The organism is Brenneria goodwinii (assembly GCF_002291445.1).
GTDB lineage: Bacteria > Pseudomonadota > Gammaproteobacteria > Enterobacterales > Enterobacteriaceae > Brenneria > Brenneria goodwinii.
The window spans coordinates 1,231,067-1,249,432 of record NZ_CP014137.1; the positions used below are offsets into that span (position 1 = coordinate 1,231,067).

The 18,366-nt window shown below is 54.9% G+C and carries 13 protein-coding genes; 7 read left to right on the forward strand and 6 right to left on the reverse strand.

Features of this window, described 5'->3' with window-relative positions; genetic code table 11:
* Positions 1–56: 56 nt before the first annotated feature.
* The 4 genes from nagZ to ACN28R_RS05675 all read left to right on the forward strand — a co-directional run bounded on the left by nagZ (position 57) and on the right by ACN28R_RS05675 (position 4,265).
* A complete protein-coding gene (nagZ, locus tag ACN28R_RS05660; protein ID WP_048639907.1) occupies positions 57–1,085 on the forward strand; it encodes a beta-N-acetylhexosaminidase in 1,029 nt (342 codons plus the stop codon).
* Positions 1,086–1,139: 54 nt separating this feature from the next.
* Positions 1,140–1,682 (forward strand): alpha/beta hydrolase YcfP, encoded by a 543-nt coding sequence (gene ycfP / locus ACN28R_RS05665; RefSeq protein ID WP_048638548.1) that lies wholly within the window; start codon positions 1,140–1,142, stop codon positions 1,680–1,682.
* 291 nt (positions 1,683–1,973) lie between these two features.
* Positions 1,974–3,278 (forward strand): NAD(P)/FAD-dependent oxidoreductase, encoded by a 1,305-nt coding sequence (locus ACN28R_RS05670; RefSeq protein ID WP_048638549.1) that lies wholly within the window; start codon positions 1,974–1,976, stop codon positions 3,276–3,278.
* Between the two features lie 447 nt (positions 3,279–3,725).
* Positions 3,726–4,265 carry a glycine zipper 2TM domain-containing protein gene (locus ACN28R_RS05675; RefSeq protein WP_048638550.1) on the forward strand — a complete coding sequence of 180 codons (540 nt, stop codon included), beginning with the start codon at positions 3,726–3,728 and terminating at the stop codon, positions 4,263–4,265.
* A gap of 196 nt (positions 4,266–4,461) precedes the next feature.
* Here the strand turns inward: ACN28R_RS05675 and ACN28R_RS05680 are convergent, their stop codons facing one another.
* The 6 genes from ACN28R_RS05680 to mfd all read right to left on the reverse strand — a co-directional run bounded on the left by ACN28R_RS05680 (position 4,462) and on the right by mfd (position 15,062).
* On the reverse strand, positions 4,462–5,376 hold the full coding sequence (locus ACN28R_RS05680) for a glutamate/aspartate ABC transporter substrate-binding protein (RefSeq protein WP_048638551.1): 915 nt from the start codon (positions 5,374–5,376) through the stop codon (positions 4,462–4,464).
* A 416-nt stretch (positions 5,377–5,792) separates the two neighbouring features.
* Entirely contained in the window at positions 5,793–7,145 is a 1,353-nt protein-coding gene (gene yegD / locus ACN28R_RS05685) for a molecular chaperone (RefSeq protein ID WP_095833853.1), read from the reverse strand.
* A 136-nt stretch (positions 7,146–7,281) separates the two neighbouring features.
* Positions 7,282–7,770 (reverse strand): hypothetical protein, encoded by a 489-nt coding sequence (locus ACN28R_RS05690; RefSeq protein ID WP_048638553.1) that lies wholly within the window; start codon positions 7,768–7,770, stop codon positions 7,282–7,284.
* A gap of 81 nt (positions 7,771–7,851) precedes the next feature.
* Positions 7,852–9,300: an alkaline phosphatase gene (locus ACN28R_RS05695; protein WP_048638554.1), complete on the reverse strand. Its 1,449-nt coding sequence runs from the start codon at positions 9,298–9,300 to the stop codon at positions 7,852–7,854.
* Positions 9,301–9,652: 352 nt separating this feature from the next.
* A complete protein-coding gene (gene treA / locus ACN28R_RS05700) occupies positions 9,653–11,353 on the reverse strand; it encodes an alpha,alpha-trehalase TreA (RefSeq protein WP_095833854.1) in 1,701 nt (566 codons plus the stop codon).
* A gap of 259 nt (positions 11,354–11,612) precedes the next feature.
* Entirely contained in the window at positions 11,613–15,062 is a 3,450-nt protein-coding gene (mfd, locus tag ACN28R_RS05705; RefSeq protein WP_095833855.1) for a transcription-repair coupling factor, read from the reverse strand.
* A gap of 137 nt (positions 15,063–15,199) precedes the next feature.
* Between mfd and lolC the strand changes: the two genes are divergently transcribed.
* Genes lolC through lolE form a run of 3 tightly spaced genes read left to right on the forward strand, consistent with a single transcriptional unit; the run spans position 15,200 to position 18,346 of the window.
* The gene (lolC, locus tag ACN28R_RS05710; protein WP_095833856.1) at positions 15,200–16,402 is read left to right on the forward strand and encodes a lipoprotein-releasing ABC transporter permease subunit LolC; all 1,203 of its coding nucleotides are present in this window, start codon (positions 15,200–15,202) and stop codon (positions 16,400–16,402) included.
* On the forward strand, positions 16,395–17,102 hold the full coding sequence (lolD, locus tag ACN28R_RS05715; protein WP_048638558.1) for a lipoprotein-releasing ABC transporter ATP-binding protein LolD: 708 nt from the start codon (positions 16,395–16,397) through the stop codon (positions 17,100–17,102). The genes lolC and lolD overlap by 8 nt, the downstream gene beginning before the upstream one ends.
* Entirely contained in the window at positions 17,099–18,346 is a 1,248-nt protein-coding gene (gene lolE / locus ACN28R_RS05720) for a lipoprotein-releasing ABC transporter permease subunit LolE (RefSeq protein WP_095833857.1), read from the forward strand. Before lolD ends, lolE begins: the two co-directional genes overlap by 4 nt.
* Positions 18,347–18,366 lie beyond the last annotated feature (20 nt).

Here is an 18,366-nt window from a genome sequence, read left to right on the forward strand (position 1 = left end):
CGTGGGTATAAGGTCAGGACGACGCATCAATCAATTGAGTAATGAATGAGGTTTTCGTGGGCCCAGTAATGTTAGATGTCGCCAGCTACGAGCTGGATGCTGAAGATCGTGAAGTGTTAGCCCATCCGCTGGTTGGCGGCGTGATTCTATTTACCCGGAATTTTCATGATGTAGGGCAGTTGGCGGAATTGGTGCGCCAGATTCGCACGGCGTCGCGTGAACGTTTGGTTGTCGCGGTCGATCAGGAGGGGGGCCGGGTTCAGCGTTTCAGGGAAGGATTTACCCGGTTACCGGCCGCCCAGGCTTTTGCCGCCTTGAATAGCGAGACCGACGCCTGTCGACTGGCGCAGGAAGCCGGCTGGTTGATGGCGGCGGAAATGATCGCCATGGATATTGATATCAGTTTCGCCCCGGTGCTGGATATCGGTCACCGCAGTGCCGCAATTGGCGAACGTTCGTTCCACGCACAACCTGAAAAAGCGTTACTCGTGGCTAAAAGTTTTATTACCGGTATGCACAGCGCCGGAATGAAAGTAACGGGTAAACATTTTCCCGGTCACGGCGCGGTTAGCGCGGATTCCCATAAAGAGACACCGATCGACCCCCGTTCGCTGGATGAAATCCGCTCGCATGATATGCTTATCTTTAAACAACTTATCCAGCAACAGCAGTTGGATGCGATTATGCCGGCCCATGTGATCTATACCGAAGCAGACCCTCGTCCGGCCAGTGGATCGCCGTTCTGGTTGAAACAGATATTGCGTCAGGAATTAGGCTTTAACGGCATTATCTTCTCCGATGACCTGTCGATGGAAGGGGCGGCCGTGATGGGGAGTTATCCTGAGCGAGCGCAAGCCTCGCTAAACGCGGGGTGCGACATGATTCTGGCCTGCAATAACCGCGATGGCGCGATAAGCATTTTGGATAACCTGTCCCCGGTCAAAGCGGATCGGCTGTCCAGCTTATATCATCGGGGTTCGTTCTCTCGTCGACAACTGCTGGATTCGTCGCGTTGGCAGCAGGCGAATCAGGCGCTTACGGCGCTCAGCGAGCGCTGGCAGGCATACAAGGACGAGAGGAAATAAGATTTTCCGCTACCCGCGCGTGGCGCGGCGTAGCCAAAACAGTGGTGAAGAGCGATGATTATCTACTTACATGGGTTTGATTCAACCAGCCCCGGTAACCATGAGAAAGTGTTGCAGCTTGAATTCATCGATGATGATGTTCGGCTGTTGAGCTATAGCACACGGCATCCGCGCCATGATATGCACCATCTGCTGAAGCAAGTGGATAAAATGATTCAGCAGGTTGACGACGAGCGTCCGCTGATATGCGGCGTCGGGCTTGGCGGCTTTTGGGCTGAACGAGTCGGTTTTCTGTGCGACATACGGCAGGTGATTTTTAATCCCAATCTGTATCCACAGGAAAATATGGTCGGTAAGATCGATCGTCCCGAAGAGTATTGGGACATTGCGACGAAATGCGTTGCCGATTTTCGGGAAAGAAATCGCGAGCGTTGTCTGGTGGTGCTCTCCCGCGAAGATGAAATGCTGGATAGCCAACGCAGCGAGCGGGCGCTACGTGACTATTATGAAATCATCTGGGATGATGAACAAACGCACAAGTTCAAAAGCATTTCGACTCACTTACAGCGTATAAGAGCATTTAAGGCGCTGAAATGAACGTCAATCTGTTATCTCCCGTTGGTCATCGAAATAGTACCCTATAGGTGACGGCGTCACTTCTTATTGTCTTTCAAATTCATTAACCCTCTGAAAGAGAAAACAAATACCAGCCGGTCAAATCGTTAAAATCAAAATAAATTGATATATATCAATTTTGGTATGACCAAATGACCCGACATGGTATTCTTGCCGCAGATATCGAGTTTAACTTACGCGAACCCTATGTAATATAAGGATATTATCTTTAACCCTTTGTTAACTATCGGTTCACATTTTTAGGGGGTCATTTTGACATCACCAACCAAAAAAATTGTTATTGTCGGCGGGGGAGCCGGTGGACTGGAGCTGGCAACCAGTTTAGGTCACAAACTTGGTCGTAAGAAAAAAGCGGAAATTACGCTGGTGGATCGTAATCACAGCCATTTGTGGAAACCGCTGCTGCATGAAGTCGCAACCGGATCGCTGGATGACGATATGGATGCGCTGAGCTATCTGGCTCATGCCCGCAATCATTATTTCCAGTTTCAGTTGGGCATGCTGACGGATATCAACCGTGAGGAGCAGACTATCCAACTGGCTGAAATCCGTGACGAACAGGGCGAACTGTTGGTCGCGGCACGCAAAATTCCTTATGACATTCTGGTTATTGCATTAGGCAGTACCTCCAATGATTTTGGTACGCCAGGGGTAAAAGATCACTGTATTTTCCTGGATAATCCGCAACAGGCGCGACGCTTCCATAACGAAATGCTGAATCTGTTCCTGAAATTCACGGCCAATACGGAAGGAAAAGAACGGGTAAATATTGCGATCGTCGGCGGTGGCGCCACCGGCGTTGAATTGTCCGCGGAGCTGCATAATGCGGTGAAACAGCTGCACAGCTATGGTTTTGACGGTCTGGATAAAGACACGTTGAATGTTACGCTGGTGGAGGCGGGCGAGCGTATTTTACCTGCGCTGCCGCCGCGCATTTCTGCCGCCGCGCATCAGGAACTGACGAATATCGGCGTCAGGGTCCTGACCAAAACCATGGTAACCAGCGCCGAAGCCGGCGGGTTGCATACTAAAGACGGTGAGTTTATCGAGGCCGATCTGATGGTTTGGGCGGCTGGGATTAAAGCGCCGGATGCCATGAAAGAGATAGCCGGTCTTGAGACCAACCGCATCAATCAACTGGTGGTGGAGCCTACGTTGCAGACGACCCGCGATGCCAATATTTTCGCTATTGGCGACTGCGCATCTTGTCCGCAGGAAGGCGGCGGTTTTGTTCCGCCGCGCGCCCAGGCCGCGCACCAAATGGCGTCACGCTGCCATGCCAATATCCTGGCGTTATTGAACGGACAAACGCTGAAGCCTTACGTCTATAAAGATCATGGCTCACTGGTTTCGCTGTCTAAGTTCAGTACCGTGGGCAGCCTGATGGGTAACCTGATGCGGGGCTCGGTAATGGTGGAAGGGCGTATCGCCCGATTTGTCTATATTTCGCTGTATCGCATGCACCAGATTGCCTTGCACGGTTATGTGAAAACCGGCCTGATGATGTTGGTCGGCGGTATCAACCGGGTTATTCGTCCCCGTCTTAAACTGCATTAATGCCGGGAGCCGGGAAACCGGCTCTTTCCACGGGATAAGGCGCCGTCAACGTTGGCCCTGTCCCGTTTTTTCTCCTCGCATCCCATTTAAATGCCTAGCGTCGCCGTTATATGGCGATTTTACAGCACGCTGCTAATTATTAACTATTCAGTATAAAATATCGTTCTATTAGTGCTTTCCGTTAAGATAATTCTCAAATTATGTTTTTTTGTTATGAAAATAACATATTTGGTTAATTAGTCTGATTGCGGGAATCAAGAGCATTGTGCAGACTTCCTACTGTCTATTCTATTGGCGGCATAGTGCGCCGCGTATCCTGAAGGTCAGTCATTCAGGATAAACCTGCGGATTCATCGTGTGAAACGCGATGCGTAGTTAAGTCGCACCGTCTTAATACTACGGGGTCGCAGATGGGGAATGCGTGGAAATCTATTCAGGAGGTATCCGGTGAATAAATCAATGTTAGCGGGTATAGGTATTGGTGTAGCTGCTGCATTGGGTGTGGCGGCGGTGGCGAGTATGGATGTTTTCTCATCTAAACCGCAGTTTGCGCAGGTGATTACAGCAACACCAATTAAAGAGACGATCAGAACGCCTCGCCAGGAGTGTCGCAATGTTAATGTTACGCAGCGTCGCCCGGTTCAGGATGAACATAAAATAACCGGCTCGGTGTTGGGCGCGGTGGCGGGCGGCGTATTGGGCCACCAGTTCGGCGGCGGTCGCGGTAAAGATGTCGCGACGGTGGCAGGAGCCTTGGCGGGCGGCTATGCCGGTAATAAAGTACAAGGCAGCATGCAGGAAAACGATACTTATACAACGGCGCAGCAACGCTGCCAGACGGTATACGACAAGTCGCAGAAAGTGCTGGGTTATGACGTTACCTATAAAATCGGCGATCAGCAGGGGAAAATTCGGATGGACCGCGACCCCGGAACACAGATTCCGGTAGATAAAAATGGTCAACTGATCCTTAACCAAAAGACCTGATACGCTTAGGCCAAAACGATTTCTCTTTAATTACGCTGCCCAATAGCGTCATCTTCTGGGCAGCGTTCTTACTCTCTCTTCCCGCACCGGCCGTTCGTTGAACGACACTCAAGTCGTCATCAATCCGCCTTACCTATGCCCATCCGCCGGGCTATCCGCCTGACGGGGCGCGTACTGCCGCTGCCGGGGTGTGCGGCTACAGAATACGATCGTTCGGCGCCTTGAATAGCGCCTTCATTTCGTCGGACATGGCAAAGTTCATGTTGATGTTTTTAGGCGGAATCGGTTGAGTGAACCAGCGCTGATACCATTTCTCCGCTTCGCCGCTGGTTTGGGCCTGGGCGATAGTGGTATCCATCAGCTTTTTAAATTCAGCATCGTTTTTACGCAGCATACAACCGTAGGCCTCGTGAGATTGCGCGGTGCCGACAATATCCCACTGGTCTGGTTTCTTCGCTTTGGCTCGTTCGCCGGCCAACAGCGGATCGTCCATATAGAATGCTACGGCGCGGCCGCTTTCCAAGGTGCGAAATGCATCGCTATGGTCTTTGGCTGAAATAATGCGCATCTTCATATTATTTTTATCATTTAACTGATTGAGCAGAATTTCATTGGTGGTGCCGGAGGTGGTGACGACCGGTTTCCCTGCCAGATCCTGAAAGTCATTAATACCGCCGCCTTTTTTGACCAGAAGCCGTCCACCGACGATAAAGATCGAGTTGGAAAAGGCGACCTGTTGCTGACGTTCCGCATTGTTGGTGGTCGAGCCGCATTCAAAATCAATGGTGCCGTTTTGCAACAGGGGGATCCGCGCCTGTGAGGTGATGGGAACCAGTTTGACCGCCAGATTGGGCATATTCAGCTGTTTTTTCACCGCATCAACAATCGCATTCGAGTATTCCTGCGAATATCCGACCACTTTCTGATTGTTGTCGTAGTAGGAGAAAGGGACGGAGGATTCGCGGTGCCCGACGATGATAATTCCTGTTTCCTGGATTTTTTTGAGCGTATCGGTCTGAACGGCTCCGTCGCTAGAGCGGGTATCCGCGGCATTGGCCGCATGGCAAGCGATCCCCATCACCAGTAATGAGACCAGTGTTTGTTTTTTCATTGTGTACTCCGTTTTGGTATGAAGGCTGTGGCGAAGACGAATGAACGCCTGCGCCCAGCTTAGCGCCAGGCTGTAGACCGTGGCAAAATAGCATTAGAAATTAATCTGTTCCGCTTGTCGTACTGCATTACGAAGCAATATTGATGCCATGGGCGCATTCTGTGGCGGGCGGGTGCGTTAATAATAGTACGTGATGACGGGCGCCGGGCGAGGCGTCGATGATTATTTTTCCCGGCGAAGCGCCGGTTGGACAACGAGGCGGGAGCTAGCTGAAATCATAATGTGCACCTTCAGAGTGCGTTACCCGTTCAAGTTAAACAGCTTGCGCCTATTACCGCGCGATAGGGAGTGAATGAAGTCATCGCAACAAGAAGGACGATTATTCACTCCCGGTATCAACTAGCCGGCATTGCGCGTTAATCGCGGAATAAAACTTGTGCCCAGCGGGCCAGCCCCGCGGTGACCGAACCAAAGTCATTGCCGCTGGCGATGGGAATGCCCGGCAGTAATTGCTCAATGGCCTGACGCAGTAGCGGCGAGCGGGCGCTACCGCCGGTCAGATAGATCACGTCTGGCTGGGTTTGGCTGGTATTCAGCGCTTGTTTTATTTGCTGTTGAATACGTATCAACGGCTGCTCTATCGCCGTATTCAGTTCATCACCACTAATCGTGGTCGCCACGCCCGGCTCGACAAAGTGCAGATCGGCGGTGGCGAACGTTACATCGGACAAGGTGATTTTGCACTCTTCCGCCAGTTGCACCAGGCGATAACCCAGCCGCTGGCGCCAAACGGTAAGCAGGCGTTTTACCGCTTCGGGCTGTTGGGCATCTCGTATCATTTCATTGATCAAAGTACGGCAGGCCGTGCTGTAGAAATCTTTCTGCGCCGGAATATCGTTAATCGCCACCGCATTCCACCAGGGTTGACTGGGAAGCGTGATGCCCTTTTCCGTCATGCCGTTCATCCCCAGCATCGGCATCAGCTGTTTGAACGCCAGAATGATATCCAGATCGTTGCCGCCGACCCGGCAACCGCTGTGTCCTAGCAGACTTTGCTGCCGTTCGCGTTGCTGATGCCACTCCGGGCCCATCAGCAACATTGAGCAGTCGGTGGTTCCCCCGCCGATATCAACCACCAGTACGCGGGTTTCTTTGCTAAGCGACGCTTCAAAGTCCAGACCGGCGGCGACCGGTTCGAATTGAAACATCACCTGTTGGAAGCCGGCGCGGTGTGCGGCGCGCGCCAGAATGCCCTGGGCCTGCTGATTAGCCTCTTCGCCGCCAATACTCTGGAAGTTGATCGGACGGCCGATAACGGCCTGAGTGATAGGCTGTGCGAGCTGCCGTTCGGCCTGTTGGCGAATATGCAGCATCATGGCGCACACCAGATCCTCAAATAACGCGATCTGTTGAGGTTGAAGACCGACGGCGCCGAGGAAAGACTTGGGCGATTTGACGAACCAGGTTTCTTCCGGGTCAGTCATATATTGCTGTAACGCGGCCCGTCCGAATTTCACACTGTCCGCCTGAACGCGGATATCCTCGTCGTGGTTATAGTTGATGGCGCGGCGAAGCAGTAAAGCATTCTCCCCGATAGATTCGACCTGATGATGACGCCACAGCCATTCACTGACGGCTTCGCGCACCGGGGCGCACAGCAGGGAGGATAAATACGGGGAATCGTTTTCCAACGGTACGAGCTGCGGCGTACCGGCATTCATCACCGCTACCGAGCAATTGGCCGTGCCATAGTCAAAACCTATAAACATCCTGAGTTTCCCATGCCATGAAAAAAGGGTGGGGACTTTACTGTGTTCATCCCTGGGTTGTAAAGAAGAAAGGTTTTACAACCCGGAGAGAATCGGGGAGAAGGGACGTTCGGCGTGGGAAACGCGTGATCTGGATTTAGCGATCGACAATGGCGATTGATGGAATCGGCGGTAGTCCGGGCAGTTTCAATGTGACCTGAGCGACTTCAGCCGGCGGAGCGCTAAAAATACCTTGCCAGGAACCGACTCTGGGGTTTTTCTTGCGATCATAACTGAAATTCAGACGTAGCTCTTTGGGCGTTTTCTGTTTGCCGGCGGCGCTTAGCGGCCAGCGTTGCCCGTTCGCTTCGATATAGAATTGTGTGTCCAAATCGTTGGGGGTCAGGCCGCTGTAGATGATTTCACCGCCAAAAGTGTCGGCTGTGGTTTCAAACCGCAGATCGATCTTCAATTCGCCGTCCTTACGGATTGCCCGCATCACCTGAGCTTCGGCATTGGCGCTGTTGGTCGGCGCAGTCGGACGTTCGGCCGCGCTGACGCCCAAGACGGGCAACAGCAACAGGCCGCATAACATGACGGTTTTCAGCCAGATCTGACGGATTGACGTTAAGGATTGCATACTCATGAATAACCAGAATCTCTTGATAAACGGGAAGCAGACAATGCCGCACGGAATTGATCTATCGCGTGCGGCATTGCTTAATGCTTAGTTGGTCTGTGTGGTATTAATGCCGAACGCGTTGGCTACCGTACGGAAAATATCCGTATTGTCGACATACTGCTGATTGTCTTCGGGGACATGATACGCCGCCAGACCCGCGTCGTGTTTCGCCGCAGAGGTCAGGAAGTCGGCGCCAGGGCCTTTGGCGAACACCGGCACCAGTTCGCGGGTGTGGGTATCGGTGTGCCAGCGCACCAGCGGCAGGGCTCCCGCGCCTTGATTGACGATGTCGGAAAACGCATCGTTATTGGAGTCCGGTCCCAGCAACAGACCGTTACCGTGGTCGGTGGTGACGATGACCAGCGTTTCATCCCAGGAACTGTTTTCTTCCACCCATTCCGCTACCGCTTCAACCGAACGGTTAAAATCGATTTGCTCTTCGATCAGGCGGGGCAGGTTATTGGCATGGGCAGCCCAGTCCACCGCGCCGCCTTCCACCATCAGCATAAATCCGTTCGGGTTTTTGGCGACCAGATTCAACGCGCCTTTAGTCATGGTGACAAGGTCGGGCTGATTGGGGAGTAAATTCCCGGCCGCGACGCCATCACGGTTGAATTGCAGCGTAGCGTTGTTTTGAACCGTTCCAATCAGCTTGGTTTTATTGCCCAAATCCAGCTTATTGTTGGCCAGCGCCTCGAAATCGGCTTTGGTTTCGATATGTTTGTAGGCCGTTTTACCAGAAATGAGACGATCCCATTCTTCTTTACCGCCGACATAACGATAGGCTTTGTCATCCTTTGGCGTGATGGCTTTACCGTTCTCGTCATAGGCGGGGTGTCCTGAACCCATCACCACCGTCGCCAGGCCGGACTCGATAATTTCTTTACCGATTGCGGCGTAGTCGTTGCGGCTGACATTATGCGCCAGGAAACCTGCCGGAGTGGCATGACTCCACTGCACGGAGGTAATAACGCCCAACGCTTTGCCATTTTCCACCGCGTACTCGCCGATGTGTTTCAGCTTCTTGTCGTCATTGGACCAGTTGATCGCGTTGTTGTAGGTTTTATGGCCGGATGCCAGTGCGGTGGCAGCGGCGGCGCTGTCGGTGAAATCGGCGCGAAGATAATCGTAGCCGGAGAAGTAGCCGGGATAGTTACCCAGGCTGCCTTCGAATATGGCGTCGGATTTGTCTTTAGTCCAGATTTTGGACGCCTCGAAAGTCACCGCGCCTTTTTCGGTATGGGTCGGGACATTTGATGTATTCAGCGGATGGGTGGAAGCAAATAGTTTGACGTCAAAATCATCATAGACTTCATGACCTAATGCTCCGTGGCGATAATAGCTGGCCGCATGCCAGGTATTAATGCCCGCGCCGTCCGTGATAAGTAAAATGACATTTTTCGCTTTGGCTGGCGCGACGTCCTGCGCAATGGCTTGAGTGACCAGAGATGTACTGAACACCAGCGTCAGCAGGGCAGTGGAACACATACGCATGGGATAATCCTTGTAGTAATAAATTGTTGCATTTAGATAAATCTTGGTCACCTTATCCTGCTTGGATGACTTTTTTTTGACGGAAATAAGACAAAAAGATGACAGAGAGGCGGGTCGGATAGATCCATTGGGGCTCAGCTCCGCCCACATAGGGAGGCGCTGATAGTGTTTTTAAGGAGTTATGCCGCCAGCGTATACCGGGCCATATTGGTTAACAGCGATTGGATAAACTCAATACGTTACGGCCGGGCGCTTAGATCTTTGATGAATTTCAGGCGTGAAGGCTCATATAAGTGGTAAGTGCCGGAATTTTGCTGCAGCCGCCCGAATGCTCAGGCGGCCGGCGATGGGGTTACCGAGCGGCAGCGGGTTCGGCATCGCGCTGACAGGCCGGCACCGCGGTGCAGTAGCGCGCCATGAGCTTCAGCGTGACCCCGTTGGTCCAGCCGAAGCCGTCTTGCAGCGCATATTCGCCGCCGCCACCGCCGCTGCCGAACCCTGTGCCTTCCACCACATATTTCTCCACCAGCTTATGTTTGGCGTCGTACAGCTTTTGCACATTGTCCAGGAAGCGGGTGCCGATGGCCTGCGCCAGCGCCTCCTGACCGTAGCGATTGAAGCCCTCGACCGCGACCCATTGCAGCGGCGCCCAACCGTTCGGCGCATCCCACTGCTGGCCGGTATTGAGGGTGGTGGTGGTTAACCCGCCTTCTTTCAGCAACTGCCTGCGCACCGCTTCGCCGCTGGCTGCCGCCCGATCGCGCGGCGCGATGCCGACATACAGCGGGAATACCGCCGCCGCGGTGATCGGCTGCGTTATCGCCTTCCGACGCCAGTCATAGTCGCTATAGTAGCCGTCTTGTTGATTCCACAGATAGCGGTTGACGGCCTGCTTGCGCTCATCGGCGACGCGCAGGAAGTACGCCGCTTCCGTTTGATTGCCGGCGGCTTTGGCGCCGCGTGCCAGCGTCAGCTCCAGATGAAACAGCAACGAATTCAGGTCTACCGGAATAATGTCGGTGGTGTGGATGGTGGACAGATCGTGGGGATCGCGCAGCCAGCGCGAACTGAAGTCCCAGCCGGAGGCGGCGCCGGCGCGCAAATCGCGGTATACCTCGGCGGTAGGGCGACCGCTCGCCTGAGCGGCGGTCGTTATATCTTCCAGATAGGATTCGGTCCGCGGCGTATTGCGTTCATCCCAGTAGCGGTTCAGCACGCTGCCGTCGTCAAGACGCAACACGCGATCGCTGGCTTGCCCAGTCGGCAGCCCAACGCTGCCGCGCATCCAGTAGTGGTACTCTTTTTTCAACTGCGGCAGATAGCGCGCATAGGTCTTCTCTCCTTGATGCTGAGCCAGCAGTTCCACCATAAACGAGAAGAAGGGCGGCTGTGAACGGCTGAGATAGTAGGTGCGGTTGCCGTTGGGAATATGGCCGTAACGGTCAATTTCGTAAGCGAAGTTATCGGTCATATTCTGCACCAGTTCCCAGTTGTCGCTTTCCGCCAGACCCAGCATGGTGAAATAGCTATCCCAATAGTAAATTTCGCGAAAACGTCCGCCGGGCACCACGTAGCTATGGGGCAGCGGCAGCAGCGAGTCGTACGCTTTCACCTGCCGGGTGGTGCGCGTCAGCACTCGCCACAGGCCGTCAATATGCTGGCGCAACGTCTGTCCCGCCGGGGGAATGTAGGCTTCGCCTTCTTGCGGCAGGGTAAAATGGCGCTCGACAAAACGCTGTAAATCGAAGCCGGGCGACGATTTCTGCCGCGTATAGGCGGCGAGGATGACGGCCGGATCCTGGTTCGGCACGGCGTCGGCAAAGGTTTTCTGATCGGGGAACAGTTTGGCCCGTTGCACGTCGTTGAACAGCGGCCCCAGCAACACATCGGGCGGCTGGGCGGCCGCGATAGCTGAAGCGGGTTGGGCGATGGCCGGCGGTTGCTCGGGCGATGGCGTAGCGGCGGCGAGCGTGGGAAAGGGAATGCCGAGGCTGAGCGCCAGAGCAAGGGGCTGCAGGGACGTTTTTATTCCATGCAGGGAAGCGGAAAACATGCGCAAATCTCCTTGTGTAAGGCGGTAAAGCCCGAGCGTTGCCGGAAAGACGGAACAATGCATTCGGCGACCCGGACTGACCGCGCAATGGAAATGGCTGAATGAATAAGCGTAGTCCGTCAGCGACGGCGTTTGCCGCTGAGGGGGGTAAAAGTGAGGTGCAGTTCAAATTTTTCGCGGATAGATGACGCTGGAGCAGGGCGGTGGGTTTTTGGCATTGGACGGCGGCGCCCAATGCCAAAGGCGGAGATGCGGGGATTTACGCCGCCAGCGTATGCTGGGCCATACTGATTAACAGCGATTGGATAAACTCAATACGTTGCGGCCGGGCGCTTAAATCTTTGATGAATTTCAGGCGTGAAGGCCCATCCAGGCGGTAGGTGCCGGGACTTTGCTGAAGCAGCCCGATCAGATGCGTCGGATCAACGCGGTTCTGTTCGCTGAACTCGATAAAGCCGCCTTTTTCATTGCCTTCGATCCGTTTGATTCCCAGCGATTGCGCCTGCTGGCGGAGCGCCGCCACCTGCAACAGATGCCGCGCGGCGTCCGGCAATAGGCCGAAACGATCGATCAGTTCGACCTTGAGTTCATCCAGTTCGCCCGGCTGCTTGGCGCTGGCGATGCGTTTATAGAAAGACAGCCGCGTGTTCACGTCGGGAATAAAGTCTTCCGGCAGCAGCGCGGGTAGCCGCAGTTCAACGTCGGTCTGACTGCTGATCAGATCTTCCAACGACGGTTCGCGGCCGGCTTTCAACGCATCAACGGCGCTCTCCAGTAACTCCATGTACAGCGAGAAACCGACGTTGGCCATCTGTCCGCTTTGGTCTTCGCCCAGCAGTTCGCCGGCGCCGCGGATTTCCAGATCATGAGTGGCGAGCGCAAAGCCGGCGCCTAAATCCTCCAGCGAGGCGATGGCTTCCAGACGCTTATGCGCGTCGCTGCTCATCGCTTTGGGATTCGGCGTCAGCAGATAGGCATAGGCCTGATGATGCGAGCGCCCAACGCGGCCGCGCAACTGGTGCAACTGCGCCAGACCGAAGTGATCGGCCCGTTCAATGATGATGGTATTGGCGCTGGGAATATCGATCCCGGTTTCGATGATGGTGGTGCAGACCAGCACGTTGAAACGCTGATGATGGAAATCATTCATCACCCGCTCCAGCTCGCGCTCGCGCATCTGCCCGTGGCCGATGGTAATCCGCGCTTCCGGCACCAGTTCGGACAGCTTCTGGGTGGCCTTCTCAATGTTTTCCACATCATTGTAGAGATAGTAAACCTGACCGCCGCGCAGAATTTCACGCAGAATGGCTTCGCGCACCACCAGCGCGTCGTATTCCCGCACGAAGGTTTTCACCGCCAGACGACGGGCGGGCGGGGTGGCGATAATCGAGAGGTCGCGCATGCCGCTCATCGCCATATTTAAGGTACGCGGGATCGGCGTCGCGGTCAGCGTGAGGATATCCACGTTGGCGCGCATCGCTTTAATCCGCTCTTTATGGCGCACGCCGAAACGGTGCTCTTCATCCACAATTAGCAGTCCCAAATCGTGCCAGTGCACATCACTCTGCAACAGTTTATGCGTGCCGATGAGGATATCGACTTTGCCTTCCCGCGTTTCATCCAAAATCTGCGTTTGTTCGCGTGCGCTGCGAAATCGGGAGATCATCTCAATTTTTATCGGCCAGTTGGCAAAACGATCGCGGAAATTGTCGTAATGCTGTTGGGCCAGCAGGGTGGTCGGAACCAGTACCGCCACCTGTTTATGATTTTCCACCGCCAGGAAGGCGGCACGCATGGCGACTTCGGTTTTACCGAAGCCGACGTCGCCGCACACCAACCGATCCATCGCCAGCGGCTGACACATATCGCTCAGCACGGCGTTAATCGCCTGAGCCTGATCGGGCGTGGTTTCAAAAGGGAACGCGGCGCAGAAATGCTGATATGGTTCTTTATCATGCTTGAAGGCAAAACCGCTTTTCACCGCACGCTGGGCATAGACGTCCAGCAGCTCCGCCGCCACATCGCGCACTTTCTCGGCGGCCTTCTGCCGGGCGCGCGACCACGCATCGCCGCCCAGTTTGTGCAGTGGCGCGCTTTCGTCGGCGCCGCCGGCGTAACGGCTGATCAGATGCAGAGATGAAACCGGTACGTAAAGTTTATCTTCCCCGGCATAGGTCAGGATCAGGTATTCGGCCTTGATGCCGCCCGCTTCCAACGTGGTTAAGCCGGCATAGCGGCCGACGCCGTGCTCCAGATGCACCACCGGCTGACCGGGACGAAGCTCCGCCAAATTACGGATCAACGTCTCGGTATTGATGGCGCGCCGGTTATCCTGCCGCCGCCGGTTGACGCGCTCGCCCAATAGATCGCTTTCGCAAATCAGGGCTCGCTGGCTGAGCGTATCGATAAAACCATGCTCGCTGGCGCCAATCATCAGATAAGCGCCGCGTTTTTGCGCCTGTTCCAGGCGATCTATCGGCGCAGGTTTCAGTTTGATACGAGCCAGCAACTCTTGCAGCGTTTCGCGCCGGCCTTCGCTCTCGACGGAAAAAATGACCTGACCGTCAAACTGTTCGATAAAGCGGCGCAGGGGATCCAGCGGCGCTTTCTGCTGGTGCTGGATGGCCAGGTCGGGCAGCGGCTGGTAACCCAGATTTTCATTAGCGGCTTTTTTCGGCAGCGTGTCGGTTCGCAGCTGAATGCGCGGCCACTTTTTCAATTCGGCGAACAGGCTGTCGATGCGTAGCCATAATGACTCAGGCGGCAACAGCGGACGCATCGGGTCGACCCGGCGGCTCTCGAAGCGTTGCTGGGTATCCTGCCAGAAACGATCCGCCCCTTGTTCGATATCTCCGGTATTGACAATCAGCGTGTGGTCCGGGAAGTAGCTGAACAGCGACGGCAGCGGTTGATTAAAAAACAGCGGTTGCCAGTATTCGATGCCCGCGGGCCAGGTGCCTTTACTCACTTGCTGATAAAGATGTTCGGCATCGCGGCGGACTTCAAACTGTTCGCGCCACTGGCTGCGGAACAGCTCGATGGCGTTTTTATCCGTTGGGAACTCATGGGCGGGCAGCAGATTGATGAGCGGAACTTCATTTAATGTCCGCTGCGTGTCCACATCAAACAGCCGCAGACTGTCGATTTCGTCGTCAAAAAAATCGATTCGATAAGGTTCATCGCTCCCCATCGGGAAAAGATCCAGTAGCGCGCCGCGGGTGGCAAATTCCCCGTGCTCCATCACCTGATCGACGCTGCGATAGCCGGCCTGCTCCAACTGCGAACGCAGTTTATCGCGCGACAACCGCTGACCTTTTTTCAGCATCAGGGCATGTCCGTGCAAAAAATTATGCGGACAGACCCGCTGCATCAGGGTATTGACCGGCAGGATCAGTACCCCGCGTTCCATTAGCGGTAACTGATACAGTGTGGCAAGCCGGTTGGAAATAATTTCCTGATGAGGAGAAAAACTGTCGTAAGGCAATGTTTCCCAGTCCGGTAAGGTCGTGACGGGTTGGTCGGTAAATTGCTGAATTTCATCGTGCAGACGTAAAGCGTTCTGCATATCGGGGGCGATGAGAATGACCAGCCCGGCGTGGCGATCGATAATTTCTGCGCATTCCACCGCGCAGGCGGCGCCGGTCAGTTGTCCCAGCAGGCGTTGCTCGCCCGATTTAAGCGGCAACGTATAACGATATTTTTCAGGCATAATCTGATTATCAGGTCTCGACCCCGGTATCCGCTAAGAAAAAGCCGGAGAGTGAGGGTGTTAGGGTTCCATAAAGCGGTACTACCCTTTATTATCCTTGAACACTTTGCTTTGGCAACCTCATCCAGACGGATTTCATGTATCAACCTGTCGCATTATTCATCGGTTTGCGTTATATGCGTGGCCGAGCATCAGACCGCTTCGGGCGGTTTGTCTCGTGGTTATCCGCTATTGGCATCACGCTTGGCGTGATGGCGCTGGTAACCGTACTGTCGGTTATGAATGGTTTTGAGCGTGAATTGGAGGACAACATCCTGGGGCTGATGCCGCAGGCGTTGATCACCACGGCGCAAGGATCGCTCGATCCACGGACTCATCCCGCATCGTCGCTGGATTCATTGCAGGGCGTTAATCGCACGGCGCCGTTAACCACCGGCGAAGTGGTGCTGCAAAGCGCCCGTAGCGTCGCCGTGGGCGTTATGCTGGGCATCAACCCGGATGACGAGGAACCCCTGGCGCGCTATCTGGTGAACGTGACGCAACAGCAACTCCAGCCGGGGCAATATCGGGCCATTCTTGGTGAACAACTGGCTTCACAACTGGGCGTCAAGGCCGGGGATCAGTTGCGCCTGATGGTGCCCAGCGCCAGCCAGCTCACGCCGATGGGACGTATCCCCAGCCAGCGTATCTTTACCGTTGCCGGGACGTTTTCCGCCAACAGCGAGGTGGATGGCTACCAGTTGTTGGTCAATCAGCAGGATGCCTCGCGGCTGATGCGCTACTCGATCGGTAATATTACCGGCTGGCGTTTGTGGCTCGATCAACCGTTGACGGTGGATACGCTGAGCAGCCAGACACTGCCGGAAGGGCTGGTCTGGAAAGATTGGCGTGAGCGCAAAGGCGAATTATTCCAGGCCGTGCGGATGGAAAAAAATATGATGGGTCTGTTGCTGAGCCTGATCGTGGCGGTTGCGGCCTTCAATATTATTACGTCACTGGGTTTGCTGGTGATGGAAAAACAGGGCGAGGTCGCCATTCTACAAACGCAGGGGCTGACCAAACGTCAGATTATGACGGTGTTTATGGTGCAGGGCGGGAGCGCCGGGATTATCGGCGCATTATTAGGCGCGCTTCTGGGGACGCTGTTGGCCAGCCAGCTAAATACGCTGATGCCGATGTTGGGACTATTGCTTGACGGCGCCGCGTTGCCGGTGGCGATAGAGCCGCTGCAGGTCATTACCATCGCGGTCGTCGCGATGGTGATCGCCCTCTTGTCCACGCTGTATCCGTCATGGCGCGCCGCCGCCGTTCAACCTGCCGAGGCTTTACGTTATGAGTGATTTACTGTTGTTGCAGTGCAATAACCTGTGCAAGCGCTATCAGGAAGGAAAATTATCAACGGACGTTCTACGCGACGTCTCGTTTGAGATGCGCTACGGGGAAATGATGGCGATCGTCGGGAGTTCGGGTTCGGGTAAGAGTACCTTATTGCATTTATTAGGCGGTCTGGACTCGCCAACCTCCGGCGAGGTGATCTTCAAAGGCCAGCAGATGAGCCGGCTTTCGGCGGCGGATAAGTCCGCGTTGCGTAACCGCGAACTGGGTTTTATTTACCAATTTCACCATCTATTGCCGGATTTCACCGCATTGGAAAATGTGGCCATGCCGTTACTGATCGGTCGTGTTCCGGCTGCGCAAGCGCAGGACAAGGCGCGAGAAATGCTGGCGGCGGTCGGGTTGGAGGCGCGCAGCCATCACCGCTCGTCGGAGCTTTCCGGCGGCGAGCGCCAGCGTGTCGCCATCGCCAGAGCGCTGGTGAACAGCCCGTCGCTGGTGTTGGCGGACGAACCGACCGGGAATCTGGATCAGCGCACCGCGGATACGATTTTTGAACTGCTGGGCGAGCTGAATGTTCGCCAGGGTACGGCATTTCTGGTGGTTACCCATGATTTGCAACTGGCCGGACGCCTGAGCCGTCAGTTGGAAATGCGTGATGGTCAGTTGCAGCAGGAACTGACGCTAATGGGAGTGCCGCAATGAGATTTCCTCCGCTCTCCCTGCTGATTGGGCTGCGCTTTAGTCGCGGCCGTCGGCGCGGCGGCATGGTATCACTGATTTCGATTATCTCGACGGTGGGGATTGCTTTGGGCGTTGCGGTGCTGATCGTCGGCCTAAGCGCGATGAACGGTTTCGAGCGCGAATTGAACAATCGTATCCTGGCGGTGGTTCCTCACGGCGAAATTGAGCCGGTTAATCAGCCGTTTGATGGCTGGCGGTCGATTTTGCCAAAAATCGAGAAGGTGCCGGGCGTTGCGGCGGCGGCCCCTTATATCAACTTTACCGGGCTGCTGGAAAACGGCGCCAATCTGCGAGCCATTCAGGTAAAAGGGGTCGATCCGCAGCAGGAGAGCCGACTCAGCGCGCTGCCGCGTTTTGTGATGAATGACGCCTGGAGAAATTTTCGCGCCGGCGAGCAGCAGGTCATTATCGGCCAAGGGGTGGCAAAGGCGCTGAACGTGAATGAAGGGGATTGGGTGACGGTGATGATCCCCAATAACGATCCGCAGATGAAACTGATGCAGCCGAAGCGTATTCGTCTGCATATCGGCGGTATTTTGCAACTCAGCGGTCAACTCGATCACAGTCTGGCGCTGGTGCCGCTGGCCGATGCGCAACAGTATCTGGATATGGGCGACAGCGTAACGGGGATAGCGATCAAAGCCGCCGATGTATTTAGCGCCAATAAACTGGTGCGCGATGCGGGTGAGGTGACCAACGCTTACGTTTATATTCGCAGTTGGATCGGCACCTATGGTTACATGTATCGTGATATCCAGATGGTGCGCACTATTATGTATCTGGCGATGATCCTGGTGATTGGCGTCGCCTGCTTTAATATTGTCTCTACGTTGGTGATGGCGGTAAAAGATAAAAGCGGCGATATCGCGGTATTGCGGACGCTGGGCGCCAGCGACGGGCTGATCCGCGCTATCTTTGTCTGGTATGGTCTGCTTGCCGGGCTATTAGGCAGCGTGTTCGGCGTGATCGTGGGGGTGATCGCCACATTACAGTTGACCAATATTATCCGCGGCATTGAATCGATAACCGGTCATCGCTTTTTATCCGGCGATATCTATTTTATTGATTTTCTGCCATCGGAGTTGCATGTGATTGATGTCATCAGCGTATTGGTGACGGCGCTGTTGCTGAGTTTGATCGCCAGCTGGTATCCGGCACGCCGCGCCAGCCGGATTGACCCTGCGCGCGTGTTAAGCGGGCAGTAACCTTTTACCCACGGCCATGT